The following is a 24,788-nucleotide window of genomic DNA, read 5'->3' on the forward strand; positions in this document are numbered from 1 at the left end:
TCTATCCCTATGCGTCAATGGAATGATATTTTAACTTAATGAATTTGGATGTGGGATTCTAATTAAAATATAAATAGGAATTTTCTTACTTATGAAAAAAAAGAAATCGCTTAGGCATAGCTTGATTTTTTCAGCCATGCTTCCAGTGTTGAGTATTTTACCTAATATAGCTTATGGTGCTTTGCCAGTAAGGTATTCTGCGCAAAATGTCTATTATTCTGATACTGAAAAATACGCTTGCCAAGTCTCGGTAGATACAGAGTTTCAACAAGATTATAAGATAGCCAAAGGCACCATAATCAACGTTGAAGTGATGCGATACAACGGGCAGATAAGGGGGAAAAGTCCCTACCGCTCCAAAGAGGTCTATTTTGGTGTGCTCGACGATCAGGCGGGGATACTATCATTCAAACGTGATGCAATGACCACAGGGGATAATGACCCTGATGCCCAATGTATTGTTACCAATGTGGCGTTTCCCGGTCATGTACGTAGTGAATTAGTACAACAAAGTTACGATTTGCAGTCTGGCGTTGCACTCTATGAGCAGCAAGCTGTGAAGGCTGGGCCAATTTCCAACCTGTTAATGTTGACCGATCTTCTCAGCGTGCCGTTTCTGATTAGCTTGCAGCAAGATTTGAGTGCTGACTTTGTTGATTTGCTTCCTATCTCGATTGGTGAAGAGGATTATCGACTCAAAAACACCAGTAACGTTGTAAATTATGCAATCTTTGTCAAAGAGGTTTTAGCGGGAAAAACCGGCGTAAAGGGAGCATACAATAACGGCTTGTCACGCAATTTCCTTGAAGAAAAAACCAAGGAAAATATTGAGCGATTTTTGCAAACGAGTTTGATTGAGCCTGCGATAAGGCATGGGCTTGTATCGGAAAATATTGATAGGTCACGTTTGGCAGCCTTACTGCGTCTACATATTTTGGCGGAGTTAGAGCAAGACTCGCATTTTGAATACGGTAGTGAACAGCAAATCCAAGCATCACTAGCGTTCCAATATTCCCCCAATATTACGTCAAGTATGCAATTGCTCAATAATGCAGAGTTTCTCAATGAACACTTGATACGAGAGTGGTCAAATATCGAAGATAACTATGATCAAATGTCAGAGGATTCACTCGATATCGGCTTCCCAAAGATTTATTCCAAGTCAAATTTTGGAGGGGAAGCCATTTCTGTTCGAAAATTCAAAGATCACGGTATGTATATTGGTCATGCCCTGGATGCTACGTTCAGTGATTATTACGATAATATGCTAGAGCCGTTATCTGCATACATACCTAAAGATTGGAGTCTTGGAATATCGGACTATTACTCATTTGCAGGGGAGATTCAAAATAAGAAAGTGATTGACGGGCCATTCAAGGGGAATCTACCCATGTTTTGGAATAGTGATTTTTCATTTAAGCCGTTATCGGTTGTAGCAATTCCTCCTTGGGATTTTGTTCCTCCACGTGAAAGTTTGGATCATGAGCTGAATATTCATCCGACCGATGCGTACTTACATATGCAAATTACGATGCGTTATCCTGATTTGGATGGGGTAGAGCTAGCACTGGCGGTATTTTCTTCAAACAACCCTGAGGTGAGTATTGATATTGAAGCGGGTACGATCAATAACCGAGGTGTCGAAGGGGGCTTCTTAGGTAAAAACTTCGTACAAATTGCGGCGACTGTTTATCAAAAAGAAGCGGATAATTTAGAAGATTGGGAGATGCTCAGCGTGAAAGCCGCCCTTGATGCCGTCGGTATCGACACGGTTTACACTTATGGATCGCCCAATAACATTAAATCCAGCTTACTGCATCGCTTGTCGTTAAAATTGACCGAAAAAGCTTTAGAAGCTTACATCGGCAGCGGTTTGGAGCCAGCGCTGTTTGATGAATTGCAAGAGGTTGGTTTGACCCAACTGGATGTGAAACAAGCGTTTCGTGATTTAGTCTATTCAACTTTTACTGATTCAAACTTGCCGCTTAAATTCGCTGGCAATATGAGTGACGAGCAACGAAAAGATGCGGTCGTGGATTCTTTATTGTCATGGCATAGCACCTATCAAGATCTTCAATCAGAAATCGTAGTCGTTGATGTACAGATGTCTGATTGTTCTGATGAGTATACTGAGTGTCAGCCAGGGGCTGTTGAGTATATACATATGTATCCATTAACGGATGAAATGTATACAAAATCAAGGCTTTATGGTTATGGGATTGGTCATCATGCAGTGAATGAATTATGGAAACCTTATTTGATTCATGGTCGATTGAGTCTACTTCCAGGTTATGGTTACGATGTAGATGCTAGTTGGATTCAGAAAGATAACCAAGCATTAGGTAGCCTTACTAATACAGTGCAAAATGAATGGCATAAAAACCATAATCGTTTATCGAAAAAGCTCGGTTCATTTTTAGGCGCAGTTATTGAGTCTAAAGCAAAATTGACAGGTAAATCAGAATTTACTCTAGGAAAATCAAAACAGGGTGCTGCTCGACTACATCACGGAATAAAACTGTATAAAGCACAACAGACGGTTGGTGGAAATGGGCTTGCCACAAGCGTAACTGATGCAGAGGCCAAGGCATACATCTTAACCAGTACCAATTTAGGTTATACCGTGCGCTTGCCAAGCTCTATTGCTGGTCTATTTGATATCGATAGTATTTCGTTTAGAGATCAGGATTTGGATTACAATGATTTAAGTGATGAATCCCCTCTTTTTTCTGAATTGAATCCAAGCGTTGCCCCTAAATGTACTTGGGAGAATATGGAGTCAATGTATTTTTGGTATAACTACTGTAAATCCCAGTATACGCAAGCAAGCATGAGCTATGGTTTGGATCAGGATTTGATCGCGAGTGTTATATCTAAACATATGATAGATAATCGAGATCAGTTAAAAACTACCACAACAGCATGGGATTATGCGAAAGGTGTTATGCAGGCGATTGTTCCGGTTTGGGCTACCGTGGAAGATTTTCAAAAAGGAAATTACGGTATGGGGTCGCTTGGTCTTATCTCTGATGTTGGCTTTTTCTTACCAATCGGTAAGGCGGCTTTTACAACCGGAAAAATGACCGGGAAGGTTATTTCAAAGTCATTACCGAGAAGATATAAGGTTAATTCTGCCATTAACGTCATTGAGATCGGCAGTAATAAACGTGTGGTGGGTGAGGTGTTTGATGTTGATCTGAAAGTGGCACGAAAGCAGGCTAAAGACGCGTGGTTAAGCTTACCCAAAACCATCTTTGATCAAATGAACGTGCTGCCTGTTACGGATATTGTGAAAGGTGCCAAATCCGCTTCGCTCAAAATCAAACAGCGAGTACAGAAGATTAAGCGCAAAAATACCGATCCTTATGCCCCGAAAGTCTATCAGTCTCGCGATTTTCGTATCTCATCCAAAGATCGCCCAGATTTTGATCCAGATAAAGTCGTGGGTATTCCAAGCACGGACCGCAAAGTAATCGCGAACATTGCCGACGAAGAAAACCTGGTAATTGGTATTCGATTTGTTGACCCGAATAACCGCAGTTTGTTGGAATCGGGGCTGTACAGCAGTAAGAGCTTACTGATTAAATCCAAAAGTTCGGATTGGGGACCACACGCTGGTTTTATTCCTGTGGATCAAAAATACGCGAAAGCATCCGCTCGAGCGCAGGTGGATCGCTTTAATCAATACTCAGACAATGCGATCAATAGTGGTGCCGCTGTGCCCGTACATTTGAGTATTGATGATAAGCGCTTAAAAGAGTTGCAAAGTGGTGATAATCCATTAATCCCAGAACTGGAATATAGCTCTGAGACTGGTATGTACTATGGGGTTTCCAATGGTGTCGAGCTTCACTACCGTAAAGATGAACAGGGATTGTGGAGGGTGTATGTGGTTGAGAATGGCAATACTATCGCTCCAACACCTTTGATGGTGATGGGCAATCCCACCAGTCGAAAACCGATGACGGCCGACTATGACTTGTTTAGTGTGATGACGCATATTTCGGATTACGGCGCTCCCGATATGTTCAAAATGCCGGAGCCGTGGGCGGATTGGAAAAAGTCCATCAAGGATCCTGAAAAATTAGCTCCAAAGATCAAGGAGTTGTTTGAAAACGAAGATTTGTACAACAAGGTAAATAATATGCACCTTGGGATTATTTCAGACCGAGTTATCGGCCTAAAAGACAAAATTAATGGTCGCTTAGGCAGAAGCAATGGCATGGAGTTAGTGCACCACGGTGCGGATGATGCCAACCCCGGCGCAGTGATTAATGATAACTTCCCGGCCACCTATTTTGTGCCTAAACAATATCTGAATGATGATGCTTTTGGACCCGGTCAGGGTGGATTGCGCGACTTCTTCCAAGTCGATGAGAATGGCGCCATTATTTTGCAAAATGTCGATGACTTTGCGAATTTCCATCAGTTGATGACCAATGTGCACTTTACTGGTCCGCTCAACACCAAATGGTCAGAAAACTATGCCCAATTAGCACGGAAAAATCGGTTATCCCACGCTTATTTGAATGCTCGCGAACAAGTGGATCAGCTGTTATTTGGCAATATTGATGCAGCAAAAATTGAGTTTTATCGTCCGAAACCGTTTGATGAAGCCTTGCCGAAAGGAAAAATTCCCGCGCAAAAAATTGAAATGTATCGAGTAAGAGATCAAATCACTAATATTCAGATAGCCACTAACGGGCTACATAAAGCCACCATTAAAACTTATTTTGGTGGACAATGGATAAGTCGTTTCATCCGTGTTGTGCGAGTAGGCCATTACTACTATCACGTGGTGACGGTGGAGGGTGAGAGATACCTAAGAACACCTGCTGGCGATCAATTGCTACGTATCGAGCAGGATGCTGATGGAGAATGGATTGCGCCAGATCTGCCTCTCGATTAAAACTAACTTCTGATTTAACGAAGCGCCCATGATTGGGCGCTTATTTTTACTGCCTTTTATGTTTATCGACCCTTAAAGCATGGTGTTGCCATGGATATTTTTCTTGTGCAATGGGGCAAATCCCTCGAAAATTGCGTACATAACCACATCCTGATAGGAAAAAAACATGTCCAATCCATTAACCGCAGAGCAAATGGCGCTCATCAACCAATATGACCAAGAGCAACGATTCAACTACTGCCTGAAAGAGATTGTGGCTAACCAGCAAGTGTGGATTTTAAAAGATGAACACGGCTGCGTAATGCTTAATACGGAAGAGGAAGAGTGTGTTCCGGTATGGCCGCATCGTGAATTTGCGCAAGCGTGGGCAACCGGCGAGTGGGCTGAGTGTGAGCCAGAATCGATTGGCTTGAACAAATGGTTTAGTCGCTGGACACAAGGTTTAGAGCAAGACGATTTATCCGTAGTGGTTTTTCCTAACGACAATGAAGAAGGGGTGATTTTGTTCCCTGATGAGTTTGACTTTGAACTGAAAAAGCTTGCTAACCGTCGCTAAGTTATTGTCGGCCATTTTTTGCTGGTGAAACTGAAACTAGCGCAACCATTCATACAGCGGTGAAGAACGCGCTTCTTGCACCGCATTCTCCAATACACCTTGCTGCTCGTACTGTTTGAGCTTTGCTTTGAGCAAACTTTGCAGTTGCGGTTGCCTCATGCCACTGCTTAATTCAGGTTCGTAGAGCAGCTTGAGTAAAATCACATCCAATGGGGACAGCAAATCTTCCGGCGTTTTATCGTTAAAGATCGAAGGGTAGGCGAGCTCTGAATCATTGGGTAATCCCATCACCTGAGTGATCTCCTCGACAATACACGCCAGCAGTTTGCCATGGTCACGAGCTTGATCGACCGGAATCACGACTGAAGCCGCAACAATCTCAGAGGCCGAATTGGTGGAATAATTGGCCTGACAGATTGCACCATGCATGGTTTGGGTGGCGGATTTACCCGCCAACTCTTCTAAGGCTTGTTGCCACTTTGATTGTTGGGTGAACACCCAAATCACGTTGGCCTCAGTACGGTTTGTCACCACCTGAATCGAGTGCCCAGTCACTTGGGCGAGGTGTTGTACATGATCGCGTGCTAATTGCTCATGCAGGGCTTTATCAGGCACTTGGTGATCAAAATAGATGCGTAGAGACTCACGCCATTTACTGAGTGGTTTTTCACCTGCGGAGTACTCGTTACGCAGTGCAACGTTGAGAAAAGCCCGTTCAATAAAGGCGGGATCGCGCCAATTCTGTTGACCAAAGGTACAGTGGCTAATAAGGGTGAGAAGCCCGAGCGCAATCCCTCTTTTCATCACTCAATACTTAAAGGTGGGAGCCTTGGTAAAGTGGCTCTCAATCATACGTTGGGTGATGGGATGCTGAGGATCCGCCAACACTTCGTGAGTTTCCCCCGCTTCGACCACGTCTCCTTCATGCATGACGATGATTTTGTCAGTGATGTGCTTGATCACTCCGATATGCTGGGATACATACACAAAGGAGACGCCCATCTCTTCTTGCAGTTCCAAAAACAGATTGAGGATTTGCGAGCGCATCGCCATATCCAGACCGTTCAACGCCTCATCGGCAATAATGATGGAAGGCTGTAAGATGAGCGCACGAGCCAAGCAGACACGCTGTTTTTGTCCAGTCGCCAGCATCTGCGGATAGAAGTAAGCATGCTCTGGCAGTAAACCGACACGTTGCAACGTATCTTTTACGCGGCGCATTCGCGCTTCTGGTGTCATGCTGGTATTTCGTTTCAGCGGCCCTTCCAGAATCGTCCCAATCTGTAAACGTGGATTAAGCGAGGTATTCGGGTCTTGGAAAATCATCCGGATCAATTTACAGCGCGTCGAGTAGTCTTTATGCTCTAACAACTCCCCGTTGACGCGGATCTCGCCACCGGTCGGTGCAACCATCCCCGCTAACATGCGAGCGAGAGTGGATTTTCCTGAGCCATTTTGACCAATAAAACCAATGGTTTGTCCTGCTTCAAGAGTAAAGCTGACCGGCTTTACCGCATGTTGGATCTGTTTGCGTAAAAAGCCTGAGCGAGTGACAAAGTCTTTGTGCAGATTGGTGACTTCTAACAGCGCACTCATTGTGGCGACTCCATGTTGAGCGGGAAATGGCAAGAAAATTTATGGTTTTTTACCCAGCGTGAATGAGGGACTTCAACACACTGACGCTGAGCGTAAGGGCAACGTGGCCCTAAGCGGCAGCCAATCGGTAAGTGTTGCAGTGGCGGAATTGAGCCGGGGAGAGATTGTAATTTCTGTTTGTGCGGGATCCAGTCACTAAAATCTGGCATGGCTTTCAGCAGCGCTGCGGTGTAGGGGTGCTTTGGCTCTGCCACAATTTTTGCAGTTTCCGCCGATTCCACCGATTGCCCGCAATACATAACCGTAATGCGATCCGCCCACTGAGTAATGGTGGTTAAGTCATGGCCGATGAGCAGAATCGAGGTGTTATTGACCTGATTCATGCGACTCAGCAAACGCAAAATTTGCGATTGAGTGATTGGGTCCACGTCGTTGGTGGGTTCATCTGCGATCAGCAATTTCGGTTTGGCGGCAATGGCCATCGCAATCATCACTTTCTGACACTCGCCATCCGTCAGCTCATAAGGGTAGCTGGACATGATGTCTTTGTGATCTTTGATGCCGACTTTGTGCAGCAAAGCAATCGCCTGCTTTTTCCGCCATGTGAAACGTTCCCACCAGCGTCCTTCGAAGGTGCGAAATGGGATGGACTCAATCAGTTGTCGTCCAACCTCTTCAGATGGATCAAGACAGGTGGAAGGCTCTTGGAAAATCATTGCCACATCGCGTGCGATCACGCGTCGGCGTTCACGCGGGGTGAGCTGCAACAAATCAATATTGCCAAGACGCATACGGTCAGCCGTGACGCGCCAGTTTTCTTTACAGATACCAACAATCGCTTTCGCAACCAAGCTCTTACCTGAGCCTGATTCACCCACTAAGCCACGAATTTCCCCTTCATTCATGGTCAAGCTCATACGATCAACCGCTTTCACAAGACCTTGTGGAGTATCAATCTCAATCGTCAAGTGACGAATATCAAGTAACGGCATTATTCGACTCCCGCATTGAGGGCTTGGCGTGCACCATCGCCGACCAAGTTAATCACTACCACCGTAAACATAATGGCTAAGCCGGGGAGAGTCACTGTCCAAGGGGCAATATAGATGAGCTCGACTGAATCACCGAGCATCGCTCCCCACTCTGTACTGGGTGATTGCGCACCAAGCCCTAAAAATCCGAGCGCGGTGATATCCAGAATCGCAATCGAGAGTGCCATGGTAATTTCCGCTACGATAATGGGCAGAATATTAGGGAAAATGGAATGCCAGAGCAGATAAAATTCATTTGCACCATCTAGACGGGCAGCCATGACATAATCTTTTTCCACTTCATTGTGTACTGCAACATACACGGAGCGAATAAAGCGCGGGATCAGTGCCAGACCAATCGCCAGTAAAATGTTGAACTCACCGGCGCCCAAAAAGGCCACAAAAATGATCGCCAATAGCAGTGAGGGGATAGACATCACCGTATCGAGAATATGGTTTAAGGTACTAGAAAGCAGTCCTTTGGTCATGCCAGCCAGTGCACCAATGGTTCCACCGACTAAGGTTGCAATCAGTGTAATCAGGACGGCAGCACCTATGCTAAACAGCGAACCATCAATCAGGCGAGACAAGATATCTCGCCCCAGATCATCGGTGCCAAGGAAATAATCAACGGTACCTTCGGGCTCCCAAGAAGGGGGCAGGAGCAATACGCTGGAGTGCATTTGCGGATCATAAGGTGCAATCCAAGGCGACAAAATGGTCACCAATGCAATAAACAGCAAAGACCACAAGCCAAACATGGCGAGATTATTCGCGCGAAAGCTTCGCCAGAAACGCTCAAACTGGGTTGGAATATGTTCTTCTTGATAAATACTATCGCTTAACATACCACTCTTTCCTTACCAAGGGGTTAGCTGCTGCGCCAATCAAATCAGAGAGGATATTGGCCGTTAAGACCAGAGTACCGACAACGATAACGCCTGCTTGAATCGACATGAAATCACGGTTGGCCAATGCATCCAATAACCAACGGCCGATACCCGGCCAGTTAAAGATCGATTCGGTAATAATGGCTAAGGTCAGCATGCTGGAAAGTTGAACGCCAAATTTCGGGATCATCGGCGGAATCGCATTGCGTAAAACGTGCTGAGTGACGATTTGATAGTTAGAAAAGCCTCTAATTTTGGCGGCACGGATGTAGTTTTGGTTCATTACTTCGGCAACCGAAGCGCGCATTTGGCCGATGACTTGCGTGGTCGGCGCCAGCGCCAGCACTAAGCAGGGCAGCGTTAAATGCTCTATCACACTTTGCAGCGCTTGGCTTCGGTATGGGGATTGAGACAAAAAGGCATCAATCAGGGCAAAGCCGGTAACGTGATCAATTTGATACAGCAAGTCATAGCGTCCCGCCACAGGAAATACCGGGAAATGCAGTGAAAACGCCATGATCATCATCAGCGCCAGCCAGAAAATAGGGGCAGAATATCCCGACATTGAAATGAACGAGATAATGGTGTCTAGCCATTTTCCTTGTCGCATTCCCGCCAGCGTTCCGATAGGAATTCCCACGAGCAAAGAGAGGATAAACGCGATGGTACACAGCTCAATGGTGGCCGGAAATACCACCAGTAACTCATGGATAATCGGTACCCCATTTTTATTGAGGCCAAAGTTGAATTCCATCAGTTGCACCAAATAGCTTGACCATCCTTGCCAAAAGCCGATCAGCGTCCAAGGCGAGTGCGGGTCAAATCTGGCTAAGCTGTAGCCGACCATGGTCAAGATAAGCAAGGTGATGATAAATAAATTAAATTTACGGACCGTATAGACGAACATTACTCGGCCACCCTCTCGACAGTATTAAACGGTTGGACATTAAATGGACTAATGCGAATGCCCGTTAATGATTTGCTATAAGCGGTAAACTGTATGCCGTGGGCGAGAGGAATCACCGGAAACTCCTGATTGAGGATGTTTTGCGCCTGATGATACAGATTGAGGCGATAGCGCGGTTTATTGGCTTCCAGTGCCAAGTCCAACAGAAAATCAAAATCACTGTCGCACCACATGGAGACGTTGAGACCTGCACGGTTGGAATCACAAGAGAGTAAAGGGCGTAAGAAGTTATCCGGGTCACCCGTATCTCCCGTCCAGCCACTTAAGTACAGGTCAATATTGTTGCGTATACTCAGCTCTTGGCGCTCTGAGCGATCTTCACTGATGAGGCGTAATGTCACCCCAATGTCGGCGAGATTCGCTTGGATCAGCTCTGCCGTTTTGCGCGGGCTAGGATTGTACGCTTTCGGCTCTACAGGCACTGACATGGTCAGCTCCAGACCCGTTGCAAATCCAGCCTCACGCAGCAAAGCTTGCGCGTAGTTGCGATCGTAGCGAATCTGCGCCGTATCTTGCTGATAGGCCCAAGAGGTGGGGGGCAAGATGGTAAAAGCAATGCTTCCGGTGCCGTAATAGACAGAATCTAAGATATTTTGTCGATTAATCGCGAAATTGAGTGCTTTACGCACGCGATTGTCATTTAACGCAGGATGTTGAGTGTTCACCGCGATAAAGGCCACATTCATCGCAGGTGTGGTTTGCAGCACAATATCTGGGTTCTTTTCAATCGCAGGCAGTTGGCTGGAAATCGGTGCATTGAGCACATCACATTCATTGCGCAGCAATTTGGCCAGCATGCCAGTCCCACGTTGTGAAATATCAAACACCACTTGCTCGACTTTTGCCGCACCTTCCCAATATTGGGGATGACGCTTCAAACGAATTAAATCGCGCGGATGGTATTCGGCAAGGTAAAAAGGCCCAGTACCCAGTGGAAGGTTATCCAGCTTCTCTTTTTCATCATCAATGATGAGCTGATTGGCGTATTCCAATGACAGAATCACCGCGTGGCTGGTGGCAATGTTGGATAAAAAACTGTTATCAGGCCGGCTAAGGACAAACTTTACGGTTAAGTCATCGAGCGCGCTGACATCAACCAATAGATTCTGAAAATCAATGCCTTTAAACCAAGGATATTGAGTTTGGCCTACTTTGTGGTAAGGATTGGTCGGATCAATAATGCGTCGAAAACTGAACACGACGTCATCGGCATTGAGGGGACGTGTCGGGCTAAACCAAGGAGTGGTTTGAAACGCGACATCGGGACGCAGCTTAAACACATACTCAAGTCCGGTGCTATTGACGGTCCAGCTACTGGCTAAACTGGCAACGGGTAAGTGTGTTTCGGGGTCTATCGTCAGCAAGGTGTTGTAGATCTGCGGACCGAGTGCATCAGAGGTGATATCGTTATCCGCCAACTGCGGATTAAAGGTGCTCGGTGCACTTTCACCACAGTAGACAAAGCCGCTACTGCGGATCTTGCTGTGGTCGATGTTTTCTCCGCAGCCTGCCAGCAGAGTCATGCTGCACAGCCCTAGCGTAAATCGTAATAATGCATTCATAGTGATCTGAGTCAGTCACGAGGCGTTGGCCAGAGTCTGGCAAGCCTCAAAATCCCGCTAATTTACCATTGTTTTTCAAACGAAACCAAGTGAAAAGGCGCATTTACCGCATATCACTCAACGTGAGGCGAGGCGTTTTCACTGTTCATTTGTGGGTACTTTCTCATCATGCCTCGAAATTGATGATAGCTGAGTCCCAGCAACTGCGCGGCGTGCTTTTGATTAAATTTCGCTTGCGTGAGTGCCGCTTGTAACAACTCAATATCACACTGTTGCTGCCATGCCTTGTAGTCAAGAGGCAAATGGAAGTTGCTACGAGTGGTAGTATGGCGAACGTCAAACTGCTCAGAAACATCGGTGACAATGTCACTGGATTGGAACGGGTTAAAGACTAACTGATCAATTGGTTGACTATTCAGTCCATGTTGATACACCGCGCGCTCCACCACGTTTTTCAGCTCACGCACATTGCCCGGCCAAGAGTAGGCTTGCAGTTGATGTAATGCATTGGGGCTAAAGCCAACAAAGAGTGGCACTTGTAGTTCACGGCACATGCGAATAGCAAAATGTTCGGCAAGCAGCCCAATATCTTCTGGCCGATGGCGAAGTGCGGGCAAATGAATCACGTCAAACGCCAGTCGGTCCAGTAAGTCTGCGCGAAATGTGCCTTGCTGAGCCATTTGCGGTAAATTCGCGTTGGTTGCACATACCAAGCGCACATTCGCGTTTAATACTTGGTTACCACCAACACGTTCATATTGGCCGTATTCGATCACGCGTAGCAGTTTTTCTTGCACTGAGAGTGGTGCAGTGGCCAATTCATCCAAAAACAGCGTACCGCCTTCGGCACGTTCAAAACGTCCTTGATGGCGTCCTTTGGCTCCAGTAAACGATCCTGATTCATGGCCAAACAGCTCTGAATCGATCAGCCCTTCACTGAGCGTTGAGCAGTTTAGCGACACCAGCGGTTGTTCCCAACGTTTTGATAAATAGTGCAAGCGCTGGGCGATCAACTCTTTACCCGTTCCGCGCTCGCCAATGACCAGCACAGGACGATCGATCGGCGCTAAACGTGAGACTTTGTCTAACACCGCTAAAAACGCAGGTGACTCTCCGAGCAAGCTCTGTTGCATCCTCTATTTCCTCAAAGTGGTGAAATTGACCAACTGTTGGTGAATTTCATCATAGCATGCTGAGTGAAAAAGTCGGTATATTTGTAATTGTTTGAAAAATATGGATTTAAAAGTTGGCACGTAATTTGGATTTATCTTTGCAACCAACGCACAGCATGGGGCTGCAGCGGTAATCTCAGTGTTTGGCACTGAAGGATAGGAGAAACGTCATGGGTATTTTTTCTCGTTTTGCAGACATCGTAAATTCCAACATCAGCGCGCTACTGGATAAAGCAGAAGATCCAGAAAAAATGATCCGCCTGATTATTCAGGAGATGGAAGATACGTTAGTGGAAGTGCGTACCAATTCAGCCAAAGCAATGGCAGATAAAAAAGAGCTGGCGCGTAAAGTGGAGTCGATTGAACAGCAGTTAGAGGATTGGCAGAACAAAGCGACGCTGGCGCTGACTAAACAACGTGAAGATTTGGCGCGCGCGGCACTGATCGAGAAGCAGAAACTGCAACATGTACTGAAAGGCTTGCACACAGAGCAGACGCTTGTCGAAGAAACCATTGAAAAGCTGACGGGTGAAATTGGTAAGCTCGAAACCAAAATCACTGAAACCCGTGCGAAACAGCAAGCGTTAGCGATTCGTAGCCAAGCGGCAAGTCATCGTCGCGATGTGCAGCGTCATTTGCACGCGGGTCGTACCGAAGAAGCGATGGCAAAGTTTGAGCAGTTCTCGCGTAAAGTCGATGAGCTGGAAGCAGAAGCCGATCTTTATGCACAATCAGGCCAAGCGCGCTCTTTAGAGCAAGAATTTGCTGAGCTACAAGCACAAGATGAGATTGAAAAAGAGCTCAACAAGCTTAAAGCTCAGATGAAATCAGACCAATAATTGGGAGTAGACTATGTCCTCATTTTTTATCGCTGTGCCATTGATCGTTTTTTGTATCTTTGTTGCACCGCTGTGGCTGATCCTCCACTACCGGAGTAAACGCAAAACCGGGGATGGTCTATCGGATGAGGAGCTGCAACTTCTGCGCACTCTGTCGGATAAGGCAAATCGCTTGCAAGAGCGCGTGGAAACCTTAGAGCGGATCTTGGACGATGAAACCCCAAACTGGAGAAATCGCTATGAGTAAACGCGAGCTGTACCGCGACCCATATAACGGCAAAATAGCGGGGGTTTGTGCAGGGTTAGCGAATTACTTCGGCCTAGAGGTTTGGCTGGTGCGAATTTTAGTGATCACCGCAGCCTTGCTGGGTGGGACGTTTTTAGTGCTGGTCGCTTATGTGGCCATGGCTCTGATGCTGGAGAAGCTACCGAAGCAGTACCGCGAAGATATTCGTAGTCAGCAAGCGCATACGCTGAAAAGCAAACCTTGGGCACAAGGGCAAGCACCAAAAGAGCTGTTGCACACGCTAGATCGCGATCTCAGCCAAGTCGAGAGTCGAATTCGTGGTGTGGAGGCGTATGTCACCTCCGAAGCGTTTAAGGTCAACCGCGAGTTTCGCAAACTCTAGTCACCAGCGCCAATTACAAATCGTAGTGAATAGATAGGCGCGAGTTATTATTGAGCGGTATGAAATGCCGCTCTCACTTTCGCTAATATTTGGTTAAAAATCGATGGCGCGAGTGGAGTTAACGCACTGATTCACCTATGTTTGAGCTATGTCTAAGCATAGGTAATTGGTATGAACAAAACCCTTTTGGCCTTTTCTATCTGCTCCACTTTGCTGGTGGGGTGTGGAAAAGAGCTTCCTCCCGTGCCTGAGCCCGATTCGCGGCCAGCTAAATTGACGACTGTGTCCGTAGGTAACAACACCTTTTCTCGCCAATTTCCAGCCACTACGGCGGCTGGCGATCGCGCGGTGCTCGCTTTCCGTGTACCCGGACAACTACAAACCATTGATGTTTTAGCCGGACAAGAGGTGAAGAAAGGTGAGGTACTTGCCAGACTCAACCCTGACGAATATGCGTTGTTAGAACAGCAAGCCAACGCCAATTTTCAATTAGCCGATGTGCAATTTCAGCGGGCACAGCGATTACGCCAAGACAAAGTCGTGTCCGAGCAGGATTTCGACCAAGCTCAAGCCAATCACAATTCCGCGAAAGCCACCTGGGAACAAGCCAAAGCTAATCTGCGTTATACCCAATTGATCGCCCCTTATGATGGCACCATTTCGCTGATCCCGGCAGAGCAGTATGAGTATGTCGCAGCCAAGCAAGGGGTGATGAATATTCAAACCAATCAACTGCTCAAAGTGCAGTTTCTTCTTCCCGACCATTTGCTTAATCGCTTTTCTCGCGATGGTGTAGAAGCGCATATGGTGTTTGACTCGTTCCCTAACCGCCAATATCCGCTGCAATTTCAAGAGATAGATACCGAGGCCGATTCCAAAACCCGCTCCTATAAAGTGACTATGGTGATGGAAAGACCCAATGATGTCGGCATTTTGCCGGGTATGGCGGGGCGTGTAAGCCTCATGGCTCCGAGTGGTAGCGCGACGGTGATCCCCACTTCTGCATTGTTTGCAGAGCAAGGAGGAAAATACGTATGGCGAGTCGATGAAGCAGGTCTGGTCAGTAAAGCAGCGGTCACTTTGAATGAACAACGCCAAGTGCTTACAGGTTTAAATGATGGTGACCGGATCATTATTTCCGGTGTCAGTGGCGTGACCGAGGGCATAAAAGTGCGTGAATGGGTCAAGGAGCGAGGACTGTAAGATGAAAATAATTCGTTACACCGCTTGGTTGGCTCACTTACTGTTGATCGCAGGATGCAGTGAACCCACGAAGCTTGAACGCGATACGCTACCGCGAGTAAAGGTGGCGCAGGCAGGTGAAAAAGTCAGTGATAAGCTCTTTTTTCCGGCGGTGGCCAATGCGGCTGAACGTTCTCATTTGAGTTTTCGAGTGGCAGGTGAAATCAGTAAGTTCCATGTCAAAGAGGGCGCTCGCGTTAAGCAGGGCGACATCTTGGCTGAAATTGAGCCGACCGATTACCGTTTGGCTGTCGATAATGCTCAAGCACGATTTTCCGTGATTGATAGTCAATATCGGCGTTCACAACCACTGGTCGAAAAAGGCTTATTAGCCAAATCACAGTTTGACGAAATTGCTGCGCAGCGCCAAATCGCTCGTGCTGAGCTTGAGTTGGCGAAACTTCGTCTCTCCTTCACCCAATTACGTGCACCGATGGATGGGATCATCTCGCGTATCAGCGCCGAGCAGTTTGAAAGTGTTCAGGTTGGTCAACAAATCGTCAATATTCACAATATCGATAGTGTTGAAGTCTTGATTCAACTGCCTGATCGCCTGTATGCGACCCAGCCGACGTCCAGCGAGTTGGCGAAGATAGAAACCGTGGTGCGTGTCCCAAGTGGTCAAGTTTACCCCGCACGTATCAAAGAGTTCACCACTGAGCCAGACCCTGCCACGGGGACATTTACTGTCACACTTTCTCTGCCCATGCCAGAGCAAGAACTGATCTTGGATGGCATGGCTGTTGAAGTGAGTGCCAAAGGGCAACATGTTGGGCTAAACCCACTCAACACCATCAGTGTTCCGATTGAGGCGATTTTTAATGCCGACGGTGATGAGTTAGACAAAACCGCTCAATATGTTTGGTTGCTCAACAACGACAACACGGTGAGCAAACGTCAGGTGCGGTTAGCGAAAGCGTCACGCAACCATGTTCAAGTCAGTGAAGGAATTAACGCGGGAGATCGTTTAGTGGTCGCTGGCGTTGCAAGATTGAGAGATGGAATGAAAGTACAAGTCCTTGAGGAGCGTGGCCATGAGTGAACAGAAGCAGACCCCGCCAGAAAATAATGAGAACCAAGGTGTTGCTGCTTACTTCATCAATAATCGCGTGATCAGTTGGATGGTTTCGCTGATTTTTTTGATTGGAGGGACGGCTGCATTTTTTAATTTAGGACGTTTGGAAGACCCCGCTTTTACGATTAAAGATGCCATGGTGGTGACCTCTTATCCGGGGGCAACGCCTCAGCAAGTGGAAGAGGAAGTGACTTATCCGCTGGAAAAAGCGATTCAGCAATTAACTTATGTCGATGAGGTGAATTCGATTTCGAGCCGTGGTTTATCCCAGATCACGGTAACAATGAAAAACAATTATGGCCCGGATGATTTGCCGCAAATCTGGGATGAGCTGCGGCGTAAAGTGAATGATTTAAAAGGCGCTTTACCGCCGGGGGTGAGTCCGCCTTTGGTGATCGATGATTTTGGTGATGTGTATGGCATCTTGTTGGCGGTCACTGGCGAAGGTTACAGCTACAAAGAGCTACTTGATTATGTGGATTATCTGCGCCGTGAATTGGAGTTAATTGATGGCGTCAGTAAAGTCTCAGTCAGCGGGCAGCAACAAGAGCAGGTTTTCATCGAGATCTCGATGAAACGGATCAGCACGCTGGGGATTTCGCCGCAAACCGTCTTCAATCTGCTCTCGACACAAAACTTAGTCTCGGATGCCGGAGCGATCCGGATCGGCTCTGAGTACATTCGCATTCATCCGACAGGTGAGTTTGACGATGTGGAGAAATTGGGCGACCTGATCCTGAGCGAAAGAGGCGCACAAGGGCTGATTTATCTACGCGATGTGGCCGAAGTTAAACGTGGCTACGTGGAAGTTCCAAGTAACGTTATCACCTTTAACGGCAAGCTCGCGCTTAACGTGGGGGTCTCGTTTGCTCAAGGCGTCAACGTGGTGGAGGTCGGGCAACGTTTCGATCGCCGTTTGGCCGAGCTCAAATATCAACAACCGATCGGGATTGATATTGCCGAAGTGTATAGCCAGCCCAAAGAAGTCGATAAATCGGTCAGTGGTTTTGTGGTGAGCCTTGGACAAGCGGTCGCCATCGTTATCATCGTATTACTGTTCTTTATGGGGCTGCGCTCGGGGCTGTTGATTGGTCTTATCCTGCTTTTGACTGTACTGGGCACCTTCATTTTCATGCAGTATTTCAAAATCGACCTACAGCGTATTTCATTGGGCGCGCTGGTTATCGCTTTAGGGATGTTGGTGGATAATGCGATTGTGGTGGTCGAGGGGATTTTGATTGGCACGCAGAAAGGCCGAACGCGCTTGCAAGCGGCAACGGACATTGTCACCCAAACCAAATGGCCACTGCTCGGGGCGACAGTGATTGCCGTGACTGCCTTTGCACCCATTGGCCTGTCGGAAGATGCAACGGGTGAATACTGTGGAACCTTGTTCACGGTATTGCTTATTTCGCTGATGCTGAGTTGGTTTACGGCCATTTCGCTGACGCCATTTTTTGCCGATCTGTTCTTCCGTGGTCAGAAAGCGCCAGCCAACGGTGAAGAAAGTGATCCCTACCAAGGTTTTATCTTTGTGGTCTATCGCCGATTTCTTGAGTTTTGTATGAAGCGCGCTTGGCTAACGATGGGCGTGTTGGTGCTCGGACTTGCAGCGAGTTTGTATGGCTTTACCAAAGTGAAACAAGCTTTCTTCCCATCATCGACCACCCCTATGTTTATGGTCGATGTTTGGATGCCTGAAGGGACGGACATTCGAGCGACGGATGCCATTTTATTAGAGCTGGAAAAATGGTTGTCGGCTCAAGAAAGTGTCGACAGCGTGACCACTACCGCAGGCAAAGGTCTACAACGCTTCATGCTGACTTACTCACCAGAGAAAAGTTATGCCGCTTACGGTGAGATCACCACACGGGTTACGGACTACCAACAGCTCGCTGCCTTGATGGCGCGTTTTCGGGCGCACTTAGACGCCCGCTATCCTCAGATTAACTACAAGCTGAAACAGATTGAGTTAGGGCCAGGTGGCGGAGCCAAAATTGAAGCGCGCATTGTAGGTTCAGACCCAACGGTACTGCGCAGTATCGCAGCGCAAGTGATGGATGTGATGTACGCTGACCCCGGTGCTTACAACATACGCCACGATTGGCGTGAACGCACCAAAGTGTTGGAGCCGCAGTTTAATGAAAGCCAAGCGCGTCGTTATGGGATCACCAAGGCGGATGTGGATGAGTTTTTAGCCATGTCATTCTCGGGTAAAACCATAGGGGTGTATCGGGATGGCACCACCTTGATGCCGATTGTGGCACGTTTGCCGGAAGAAGAGCGGGTGGACATTCGTAATATCGAAGGCATGAAAATCTGGAGCCCAGCACTGAGTGAATATATTCCATTGCAGCAAGTGACCCTTGGTTACGAAATGCGTTGGGAAGATCCGCTGATTGTGCGTAAAAATCGTAAGCGCATGCTGACGGTGATGGCAGACCCAGATTTGTTAGGCGAAGAAACCGCGGCCACGTTACAACAGCGTTTGCAGCCACAGATTGAAGCCATTCCTTTACCGCCGGGTTATTTCCTTGAATGGGGCGGTGAGTATGAGTCATCCGGTGATGCTAAAGCTTCTTTGTTTAAAACCATGCCATTGGGTTATTTGTTCATGTTCCTTATCACCGTATTCTTATTTAACTCGGTGAAGGAGTCGCTGATCGTTTGGCTGACAGTACCTTTGGCGGTGATCGGGGTGACGACAGGTTTGTTGGCGCTGAATACGCCGTTTGGGTTTATGGCCTTGCTCGGCTTCTTGAGTCTTTCGGGTATGTTACTCAAAAACGGCATTGTGTTACTGGATCAGATCGAAATTGAAATGCACTCTGGCAAAGATCCGTATTTGGCGGTTGTCGATGCGTCTTTGAGCCGTGTTCGCCCCGTCTGTATGGCGGCAGTCACCACCATACTCGGTATGATCCCATTGCTGCCGGATATTTTCTTCCGGCCTATGGCGGTGACCATCATGTTTGGTTTGGGCTTTGCGACCGTACTGACTCTGATTGTCGTGCCGGTACTGTATCGCTTATTCCATCATGTAAAAGTCCCACAATAGCGATAATGTCAGTGAAGGCTGATTAGAGACCTTAAAATACGTGGCTCTTTGGAGCCACGTTGCTCATTGAACGAAGAAGGATAAGCATGATGAATGCGGAACAGGGCGTATGTGCTTGGGCGATGAACCATCCCTTAGAGCGTGAATATCACGATAAAGAGTGGGGCAGAGCTGTGCATGATGATACCAAGCTATTCGAGTTTCTTACCTTGGAAGGGGCGCAAGCGGGATTAAGCTGGCTTACGGTATTGAAAAAGCGCGAAGGGTATCGCCAAGCCTTTTTAGGTTATGATTTACAGCGCCTTGCACAGTGTGATGAAAGCCATGTTGAGCAGATCATTGCCGAGTATGATGTAGTAAAGCATCGCGGCAAAATTGCTTCTGTGTTCTCGAATGCGCGAGCCGCCTTGGCGTTACAACAGGAGTTCGGCTCTTTAGACGCCGCGTTGTGGCAATTTGTCGGTGGTCAACCCAAAATCAACCGCTGGGTAAGCATGTGCGATGTCCCCGCCTCAACGGAAGAATCAAAAGCCATGAGCAGATTTCTGAAAAAGCGTGGCTTTAAGTTTGTGGGCGAAACAATTTGCTATGCCTTTATGCAAGCGTGTGGTTTGGTTGACGACCACTTAGTTGGCTGTCCCAATCACTCTCATGCAGACAAGCTCTGATTTACCAAGAGCTGGTTTGGGAAAATACGGAAAATCAAAGCAAATAGGGGCATGAAGCCCCTATTTTGATCATGGAACGAAAAACTGCTATGCATGCAGGATTTGGTTGTAGCGCGCAAAACCCGCTTCCAGATCGGCGATTAAATCTTCGACATCTTCTAACCCGATATGAACCCGGAGCAGAGTGCCGCAGAAGTGAGGATTCGCGACTGAGCGAAGAGAGGTAAAGGCTTTGGGTTCGTGGGCTAAGATCAAACTTTCAAATCCACCCCAAGAAAAGCCCATGCTGAAGTGTTGCATGCCATCGAGTAGAGCGGTTGTGGCTTCTGGATGCGTCGTTTTCAACACAAAAGAGAACAAGCCATTGCCGCCAGTAAAATCACGTTCAAAAAACTCGTGCCCCGGACAGGTTGCTAACGCAGGGTGGCGAACATGATCGACTTCTGGGCGAGTTTGCAACCACTGGGCAATCTGTAAACTGTTTTGTTCATGCTGGCGTAAACGTACATCGAGGGTGCGCAGTCCACGCATTGCCATGTACACATCGTCAGGTGAGGCATATTGTCCCATCAAATAGCTGTGTTCACGCAGTTGTGCCCAACACTTCTCATTGACGACCGCAGTACCGAGCATCACATCAGAATGACCGACAATGTATTTGGTCGCGGCTTGAATGGAAATATCGACGCCATGTTCGAAAGGTGAGAACAGTACCCCAGCCGCCCAAGTGTTATCCAACATGACAACGATGTCGTGCTCGTGAGCGATGCGAGAGAGTGTCGGAATATCCTGCACTTCCATGGTCAGTGAGCCCGGTGATTCGGTAAACAGAACCTTGGTATTGGGTTGAATCAACTCGCGGATACCTTCGCCAAGCATAGGATCATAATAGGTGGTTGATACACCGAGTTTTTTCAGGACTTTCTCACAAAAGTCACGGGTGGGTTCGTAACAGGTATCGACCATCAAGATATGGTCACCTTGCGCAACAAAAGAGAGAATCGCGTTGGTGATGGCCGCTGCGCCACAGGGGTAGAGCACGCAACCTGCGCCGCCTTCAATCTCAACCATTGCTTCTTGAAAAGCGAAGTGAGTTGTGGTGCCACGACGTCCGTAAAACAGGGTTTTGTTGGCGCGATTGATCGCCGCTTGGTTTTTTTGTGCGACCGTATCAAACACCACAGTAGAAGCGCGTTGTACTGGGGGGTTAACCACGCCAAGTGTCCATTTTTTGTTGCGTCCCGCGGTAACGAGGCGGGTCTTTTTACCTTCTGACATCTGCTGTCCTTGTCTGACTTTACAAAACGTTATTTAAACCATTATTTAAACCATGGTGCCGTGCCGGATGGCAACCCCACTCAGTGAGAAAATCACAGTAATGGGTTAAACAGATAAAATACGCGCTCTAAGAATCGGTTGTACCACGGGCGCTGCTCCCACTCGGCATAAACGACGGAATGAGACTGATCAATGTACTGCTGCTGCAGCCAATGCATCTGTTGAGTAAATTCCAGATCATCCACGGCGAGTGTAAGCTCAAAGTTAAGCCATAAGCTGCGCATATCCAGATTCACCGTCCCTACTAAACAGAACTGCTGGTCAATTACGACAGACTTAGTGTGCAACAAACCTCCATCAAACTCATGGATCTGTACGCCAGCTTCGAGCAATTCGCCGTAAAACGCTCTTGAAGCCCATTGCACCATGAGCGAGTCGTTCTTTTTTGGAATAATAATGTCGACTTTGATGCCACGTTGCGCCGTCATTTTTAATGTGGCCAGCAAATCTGCGCTTGGCACGAAATAAGGTGTAGTGATGCAGACTGAGCGATTGGCTTGGTTGATCGCTAACGTCAGCACTTGAGAAATTAAATTCTCAGGCATACCAGGGCCAGAAGGGACAACTTGGATTGGATGCTGAGGCTGATTCGGTTCGAGGCGGCATTCAGGATTTTTCGGCAACATGCGTGAGCCGGTTTCAAATTCCCAATCCCAGCAATGAATGGCCGAGAGGACATTCACGGTCGGTCCTGTCACTCGAACCATAATATCGATCCACTGGCCCACGCCTGCATTTTGCTTGAAGTAGGCAGGGTCAACCATATTCATGGAGCCGGTGTAGGCGATTTCATCGTCAATCACAATGATTTTGCGATGTTGGCGCAGATCTAGCCGACGCAGGAAGATCCGCCAAGGGCTGACTTCTAACGCTTGTACTACCTCTATCCCGGCATCGCGCATCATTTTTTCCCAAGGGCTACGGAAAAAACGTGGGCTGCCAGCAGAATCGAGCAACAGTTTGACGTTGACACCGCGTTTTGAGGCTTGAATCAAGGCCGAAGCAACGGCATCGGCTAAACCACCAGGATGCCAGATGTAGAACACCATACGAATTTGAAACTGGGCGCGTTCAATATCATCAATGATGGCGTGCAAGATTTCATTTGGAGAGTTGAGTAAAGATAAGGTATTGCCACTGAGTGCGGGTATGCCCATCCGGTTGTTACACAGCTCATCAATTCGTGAGATATGTGCTCCCATCCCTTCTTGTACATGGGCTTGGCAATCATTGAGAGAGCGGAACCAGTGGCCGAAAGGCGTGAACATCTCTTTAGCGCGTTCGGCTCTTTTACGGCCGAGGTTGAGTTCCCCAAACAGGAAATAACAGAGCACCCCCACAAACGGGATGATGTAAATCACCATCAACCAAGCTAAAGAAACGCTGACCGCACGTCTTTTCAAGACAACGCGAATCGTGACACCGGCGACCAAAAGCCAATAGATGCCGATACTGAGCAAAGTGAGGAAGTGATAAACCTTGTCCATGCCTATCCAATAACAAACTGATATTCAAAGGGGATAGTAAAGCGAAAGCATAAGAGAAGGAAGCGAACCGGCCAAATTAATACGATAGTTAGGCTTATCCTGCTTGAAACGGCAAGTCGTCCGAATATGGGTAGGATGTTGTTGTTATTAATTTGTAAAAATGAGTGTAAGACATCAAGCTTTGGATGAAAAACAAACAAACGCACCAGAAATATTACTGGTGAATAGCAAAATAGACTGTTCGGGCTTCCAATTTTATTCTTGAACTGATTTACTTGCCATACTTACAAAGTTAGTGATGATTTTGTCATGTGTAATTTTATTTTTACACCTACAATCATAAGCAAACAAACACAATTTATTGGTAGCAAATATGGCAAGTGGTTCTAGAGGTCAGTTCACCTCTCGATTTGGATTTATTATGGCCGCAGCGGGTTCTGCGGTGGGGCTTGGCAATGTGTGGGGCTTCCCAACTCAAGCTGCCAGTAATGGTGGTGCCGTTTTCCTTTTGGTTTATCTCTGTATGGTCTTTCTTCTCGCTTACCCGATGTTGGTGGCGGAGTTAACCATTGGGCGTTATGGTCAATCTAACCCGATACGTGCATTTCGCTCTGTTTGGCCGCAAGGCAAATGGGGTGCGATTTTGCTTGGTATTATCGGCATGGTCGTGGTGTCACTCATCCTTAGCTTTTACGCCATCGTCGCAGGCTGGCTAGTTGGCTCCCTGTTTGGTAGTGGCTTAACGCTGATTGGTGCCGACAGTGCAAGTCAGTGGCTCACCTCGTTCAGTACTGAGCGAAATCTCATTCTGATGGTGTCATTCATGGTATTGACCATGTTTGTGGTGCGTAACGGTGTCGCTAACGGGATTGAAAAATGGTCTACCCGTTTAATGCCACTGCTATTTGTTTTGTTTGGTTTACTGACGGTGTACATCTTCACTCAAGAGGGTGCACTGGATGGACTCAAAATGTATCTGGTACCAGATTTGAGCCACTTTACGCCTGATGTTGTGGTTAGCGCGATGGGCCAAGCCTTCTTCTCGCTGTCACTGGGTGTGTGTGTGATGACCACTTATGGTTCATACCTCAACAAAGAAGCAAATTTGCCGAAAACCGCAGCGCAAGTGGCTTTGATTGATACGGGTGTCGCCTTCATTGCTGGCTTGATGGTACTGCCTGCTATGTTTGTGGCGAAACACAACGGTGTGGAGATTTTCTCTCCATCCGGTGAGTTACTCAATTCTGATACCTTAGTGTTTACCGTGTTACCTGCGATGTTTGACACCATGGGGGCGGTAGGTGCTGTGATTGGTATTATCTTCTTCCTTTTGATGATCATTGCCGCATTGACTTCTTCCATTTCTATGTTGGAAGTGCCCGTCGCTTGCGCAGTGGAAGAGTTACAGCAGAAACGATCTAGTGCGGTGTTATGGATTGGCGGTTTGGTCACGATCATTTCCGGTGTGATTGTGCTGAATTTTTCCAGCTTGTTTGGTTTAGTGATTAATTTCACCACGGTTTACTCGCAACCGATCATCGCACTTTTGATTACCTTGATTGCGGGTTGGATTTGGAATCGTAACCAGATCCTATCGGAACTGAAACAAGGCTGCCCTGACATTGAAAACAGCCTATTTTGGAAAATCTGGCCTTGGTATGTGCGTCTTGTCTGCCCGGTTCTGATGTTGATGGTATTTTTTGCTTAACCCGTGGCAGCGGCTCACAATTATGTGCTCCGCTGTTCTCTTCTCACTATACCCAAACGAC

General features: G+C 47.4%; 19 protein-coding genes. 10 read left to right on the forward strand and 9 right to left on the reverse strand.

Going from position 1 to position 24,788, the window contains the following annotated elements; genetic code table 11:
• Nucleotides 1-91 precede the first annotated feature (91 nt).
• Nucleotides 92-4,909 (forward strand): anthrax toxin-like adenylyl cyclase domain-containing protein, encoded by a 4,818-nt coding sequence (locus tag GOU96_RS08480; RefSeq protein WP_267781559.1) that lies wholly within the window; start codon nt 92-94, stop codon nt 4,907-4,909.
• Between the two features lie 166 nt (nt 4,910-5,075).
• Complete coding sequence (locus GOU96_RS08485; protein WP_000070233.1) at nt 5,076-5,465, forward strand: DUF2750 domain-containing protein; 390 nt, start codon at nt 5,076-5,078, stop codon at nt 5,463-5,465.
• Nucleotides 5,466-5,501: 36 nt separating this feature from the next.
• Here the strand turns inward: GOU96_RS08485 and GOU96_RS08490 are convergent, their stop codons facing one another.
• The 7 genes from GOU96_RS08490 to pspF all read right to left on the reverse strand — a co-directional run bounded on the left by GOU96_RS08490 (nt 5,502) and on the right by pspF (nt 12,644).
• Nucleotides 5,502-6,272, reverse strand: a complete 771-nt coding sequence (locus GOU96_RS08490; RefSeq protein WP_267781561.1) for a DUF2927 domain-containing protein — start codon at nt 6,270-6,272, stop codon at nt 5,502-5,504.
• On the reverse strand, nt 6,273-7,061 hold the full coding sequence (locus tag GOU96_RS08495; RefSeq protein WP_001275032.1) for an ATP-binding cassette domain-containing protein: 789 nt from the start codon (nt 7,059-7,061) through the stop codon (nt 6,273-6,275).
• The gene (locus GOU96_RS08500; RefSeq protein WP_001128845.1) at nt 7,058-8,053 is read right to left on the reverse strand and encodes an oligopeptide/dipeptide ABC transporter ATP-binding protein; all 996 of its coding nucleotides are present in this window, start codon (nt 8,051-8,053) and stop codon (nt 7,058-7,060) included. Before GOU96_RS08500 ends, GOU96_RS08495 begins: the two co-directional genes overlap by 4 nt.
• Nucleotides 8,053-8,940: a putrescine export ABC transporter permease SapC gene (sapC, locus tag GOU96_RS08505; protein ID WP_000947601.1), complete on the reverse strand. Its 888-nt coding sequence runs from the start codon at nt 8,938-8,940 to the stop codon at nt 8,053-8,055. The genes GOU96_RS08500 and sapC overlap by 1 nt, the downstream gene beginning before the upstream one ends.
• Nucleotides 8,927-9,889 carry an ABC transporter permease gene (locus tag GOU96_RS08510; RefSeq protein WP_000498492.1) on the reverse strand — a complete coding sequence of 321 codons (963 nt, stop codon included), beginning with the start codon at nt 9,887-9,889 and terminating at the stop codon, nt 8,927-8,929. The genes sapC and GOU96_RS08510 overlap by 14 nt, the downstream gene beginning before the upstream one ends.
• Nucleotides 9,889-11,472: an ABC transporter substrate-binding protein gene (locus GOU96_RS08515; protein WP_000173167.1), complete on the reverse strand. Its 1,584-nt coding sequence runs from the start codon at nt 11,470-11,472 to the stop codon at nt 9,889-9,891. The genes GOU96_RS08510 and GOU96_RS08515 overlap by 1 nt, the downstream gene beginning before the upstream one ends.
• 152 nt (nt 11,473-11,624) lie before the next feature.
• Nucleotides 11,625-12,644, reverse strand: a complete 1,020-nt coding sequence (gene pspF / locus GOU96_RS08520; RefSeq protein WP_267781563.1) for a phage shock protein operon transcriptional activator — start codon at nt 12,642-12,644, stop codon at nt 11,625-11,627.
• A 209-nt stretch (nt 12,645-12,853) separates the two neighbouring features.
• Here pspF and pspA point away from each other — a divergent pair, with 209 nt between their 5' ends.
• The 7 genes from pspA to GOU96_RS08555 all read left to right on the forward strand — a co-directional run bounded on the left by pspA (nt 12,854) and on the right by GOU96_RS08555 (nt 20,194).
• Complete coding sequence (gene pspA, locus GOU96_RS08525) at nt 12,854-13,522, forward strand: phage shock protein PspA (protein WP_000511047.1); 669 nt, start codon at nt 12,854-12,856, stop codon at nt 13,520-13,522.
• A 13-nt stretch (nt 13,523-13,535) separates the two neighbouring features.
• Entirely contained in the window at nt 13,536-13,769 is a 234-nt protein-coding gene (pspB, locus tag GOU96_RS08530) for an envelope stress response membrane protein PspB (RefSeq protein WP_071178384.1), read from the forward strand.
• The gene (pspC, locus tag GOU96_RS08535) at nt 13,762-14,151 is read left to right on the forward strand and encodes an envelope stress response membrane protein PspC (protein WP_000043976.1); all 390 of its coding nucleotides are present in this window, start codon (nt 13,762-13,764) and stop codon (nt 14,149-14,151) included. Before pspB ends, pspC begins: the two co-directional genes overlap by 8 nt.
• A 171-nt stretch (nt 14,152-14,322) precedes the next feature.
• Entirely contained in the window at nt 14,323-15,354 is a 1,032-nt protein-coding gene (locus GOU96_RS08540; protein ID WP_001044377.1) for an efflux RND transporter periplasmic adaptor subunit, read from the forward strand.
• A gap of 1 nt (nt 15,355) precedes the next feature.
• Nucleotides 15,356-16,435: an efflux RND transporter periplasmic adaptor subunit gene (locus GOU96_RS08545; protein WP_181743315.1), complete on the forward strand. Its 1,080-nt coding sequence runs from the start codon at nt 15,356-15,358 to the stop codon at nt 16,433-16,435.
• Nucleotides 16,428-19,526 carry an efflux RND transporter permease subunit VexK gene (gene vexK / locus GOU96_RS08550; protein ID WP_267781568.1) on the forward strand — a complete coding sequence of 1,033 codons (3,099 nt, stop codon included), beginning with the start codon at nt 16,428-16,430 and terminating at the stop codon, nt 19,524-19,526. Before GOU96_RS08545 ends, vexK begins: the two co-directional genes overlap by 8 nt.
• An 86-nt stretch (nt 19,527-19,612) precedes the next feature.
• Complete coding sequence (locus tag GOU96_RS08555; RefSeq protein WP_258503490.1) at nt 19,613-20,194, forward strand: DNA-3-methyladenine glycosylase I; 582 nt, start codon at nt 19,613-19,615, stop codon at nt 20,192-20,194.
• Nucleotides 20,195-20,281: 87 nt separating this feature from the next.
• On the opposite strand, the gene GOU96_RS08560 is transcribed toward GOU96_RS08555, so the two are convergent.
• Together GOU96_RS08560 and cls are read right to left on the reverse strand one after the other, a co-directional pair.
• Nucleotides 20,282-21,472 (reverse strand): cystathionine beta-lyase, encoded by a 1,191-nt coding sequence (locus GOU96_RS08560; protein WP_267781571.1) that lies wholly within the window; start codon nt 21,470-21,472, stop codon nt 20,282-20,284.
• Between the two features lie 92 nt (nt 21,473-21,564).
• Nucleotides 21,565-23,019 (reverse strand): cardiolipin synthase, encoded by a 1,455-nt coding sequence (gene cls / locus GOU96_RS08565; protein ID WP_000362108.1) that lies wholly within the window; start codon nt 23,017-23,019, stop codon nt 21,565-21,567.
• Nucleotides 23,020-23,392: 373 nt separating this feature from the next.
• On the opposite strand from cls, the gene GOU96_RS08570 reads away from it, so the two are divergent.
• A complete protein-coding gene (locus GOU96_RS08570; RefSeq protein ID WP_161803575.1) occupies nt 23,393-24,727 on the forward strand; it encodes a sodium-dependent transporter in 1,335 nt (444 codons plus the stop codon).
• The last annotated feature ends 61 nt before the right edge of the window (nt 24,728-24,788 follow it).

The organism is Vibrio sp. R-1, from assembly GCF_035615595.1.
GTDB classification, from domain to species: Bacteria; Pseudomonadota; Gammaproteobacteria; order Enterobacterales; family Vibrionaceae; genus Vibrio; species Vibrio cholerae.

What these genes read in the sequence shown, in the direction of transcription:
- GOU96_RS08480 (WP_267781559.1), top strand. Translation starts at nt 92, where the DNA reads ATGAAAAAAAAGAAATCGCTTAGGCATAGCTTGATTTTTTCAGCCATG.
- GOU96_RS08485 (WP_000070233.1), top strand. Translation starts at nt 5,076, where the DNA reads ATGTCCAATCCATTAACCGCAGAGCAAATGGCGCTCATCAACCAATAT.
- GOU96_RS08495 (WP_001275032.1), bottom strand. Translation starts at nt 7,061, where the DNA reads ATGAGTGCGCTGTTAGAAGTCACCAATCTGCACAAAGACTTTGTCACT.
- GOU96_RS08500 (WP_001128845.1), bottom strand. Translation starts at nt 8,053, where the DNA reads ATGCCGTTACTTGATATTCGTCACTTGACGATTGAGATTGATACTCCA.
- sapC (WP_000947601.1), bottom strand. Translation starts at nt 8,940, where the DNA reads ATGTTAAGCGATAGTATTTATCAAGAAGAACATATTCCAACCCAGTTT.
- GOU96_RS08510 (WP_000498492.1), bottom strand. Translation starts at nt 9,889, where the DNA reads ATGTTCGTCTATACGGTCCGTAAATTTAATTTATTTATCATCACCTTG.
- GOU96_RS08515 (WP_000173167.1), bottom strand. Translation starts at nt 11,472, where the DNA reads ATGACTCTGCTGGCAGGCTGCGGAGAAAACATCGACCACAGCAAGATC.
- pspF (WP_267781563.1), bottom strand. Translation starts at nt 12,644, where the DNA reads ATGCAACAGAGCTTGCTCGGAGAGTCACCTGCGTTTTTAGCGGTGTTA.
- pspA (WP_000511047.1), top strand. Translation starts at nt 12,854, where the DNA reads ATGGGTATTTTTTCTCGTTTTGCAGACATCGTAAATTCCAACATCAGC.
- pspB (WP_071178384.1), top strand. Translation starts at nt 13,536, where the DNA reads ATGTCCTCATTTTTTATCGCTGTGCCATTGATCGTTTTTTGTATCTTT.
- pspC (WP_000043976.1), top strand. Translation starts at nt 13,762, where the DNA reads ATGAGTAAACGCGAGCTGTACCGCGACCCATATAACGGCAAAATAGCG.
- GOU96_RS08540 (WP_001044377.1), top strand. Translation starts at nt 14,323, where the DNA reads ATGAACAAAACCCTTTTGGCCTTTTCTATCTGCTCCACTTTGCTGGTG.
- GOU96_RS08545 (WP_181743315.1), top strand. Translation starts at nt 15,356, where the DNA reads ATGAAAATAATTCGTTACACCGCTTGGTTGGCTCACTTACTGTTGATC.
- vexK (WP_267781568.1), top strand. Translation starts at nt 16,428, where the DNA reads ATGAGTGAACAGAAGCAGACCCCGCCAGAAAATAATGAGAACCAAGGT.
- GOU96_RS08555 (WP_258503490.1), top strand. Translation starts at nt 19,613, where the DNA reads ATGATGAATGCGGAACAGGGCGTATGTGCTTGGGCGATGAACCATCCC.
- GOU96_RS08560 (WP_267781571.1), bottom strand. Translation starts at nt 21,472, where the DNA reads ATGTCAGAAGGTAAAAAGACCCGCCTCGTTACCGCGGGACGCAACAAA.
- cls (WP_000362108.1), bottom strand. Translation starts at nt 23,019, where the DNA reads ATGGACAAGGTTTATCACTTCCTCACTTTGCTCAGTATCGGCATCTAT.
- GOU96_RS08570 (WP_161803575.1), top strand. Translation starts at nt 23,393, where the DNA reads ATGGCAAGTGGTTCTAGAGGTCAGTTCACCTCTCGATTTGGATTTATT.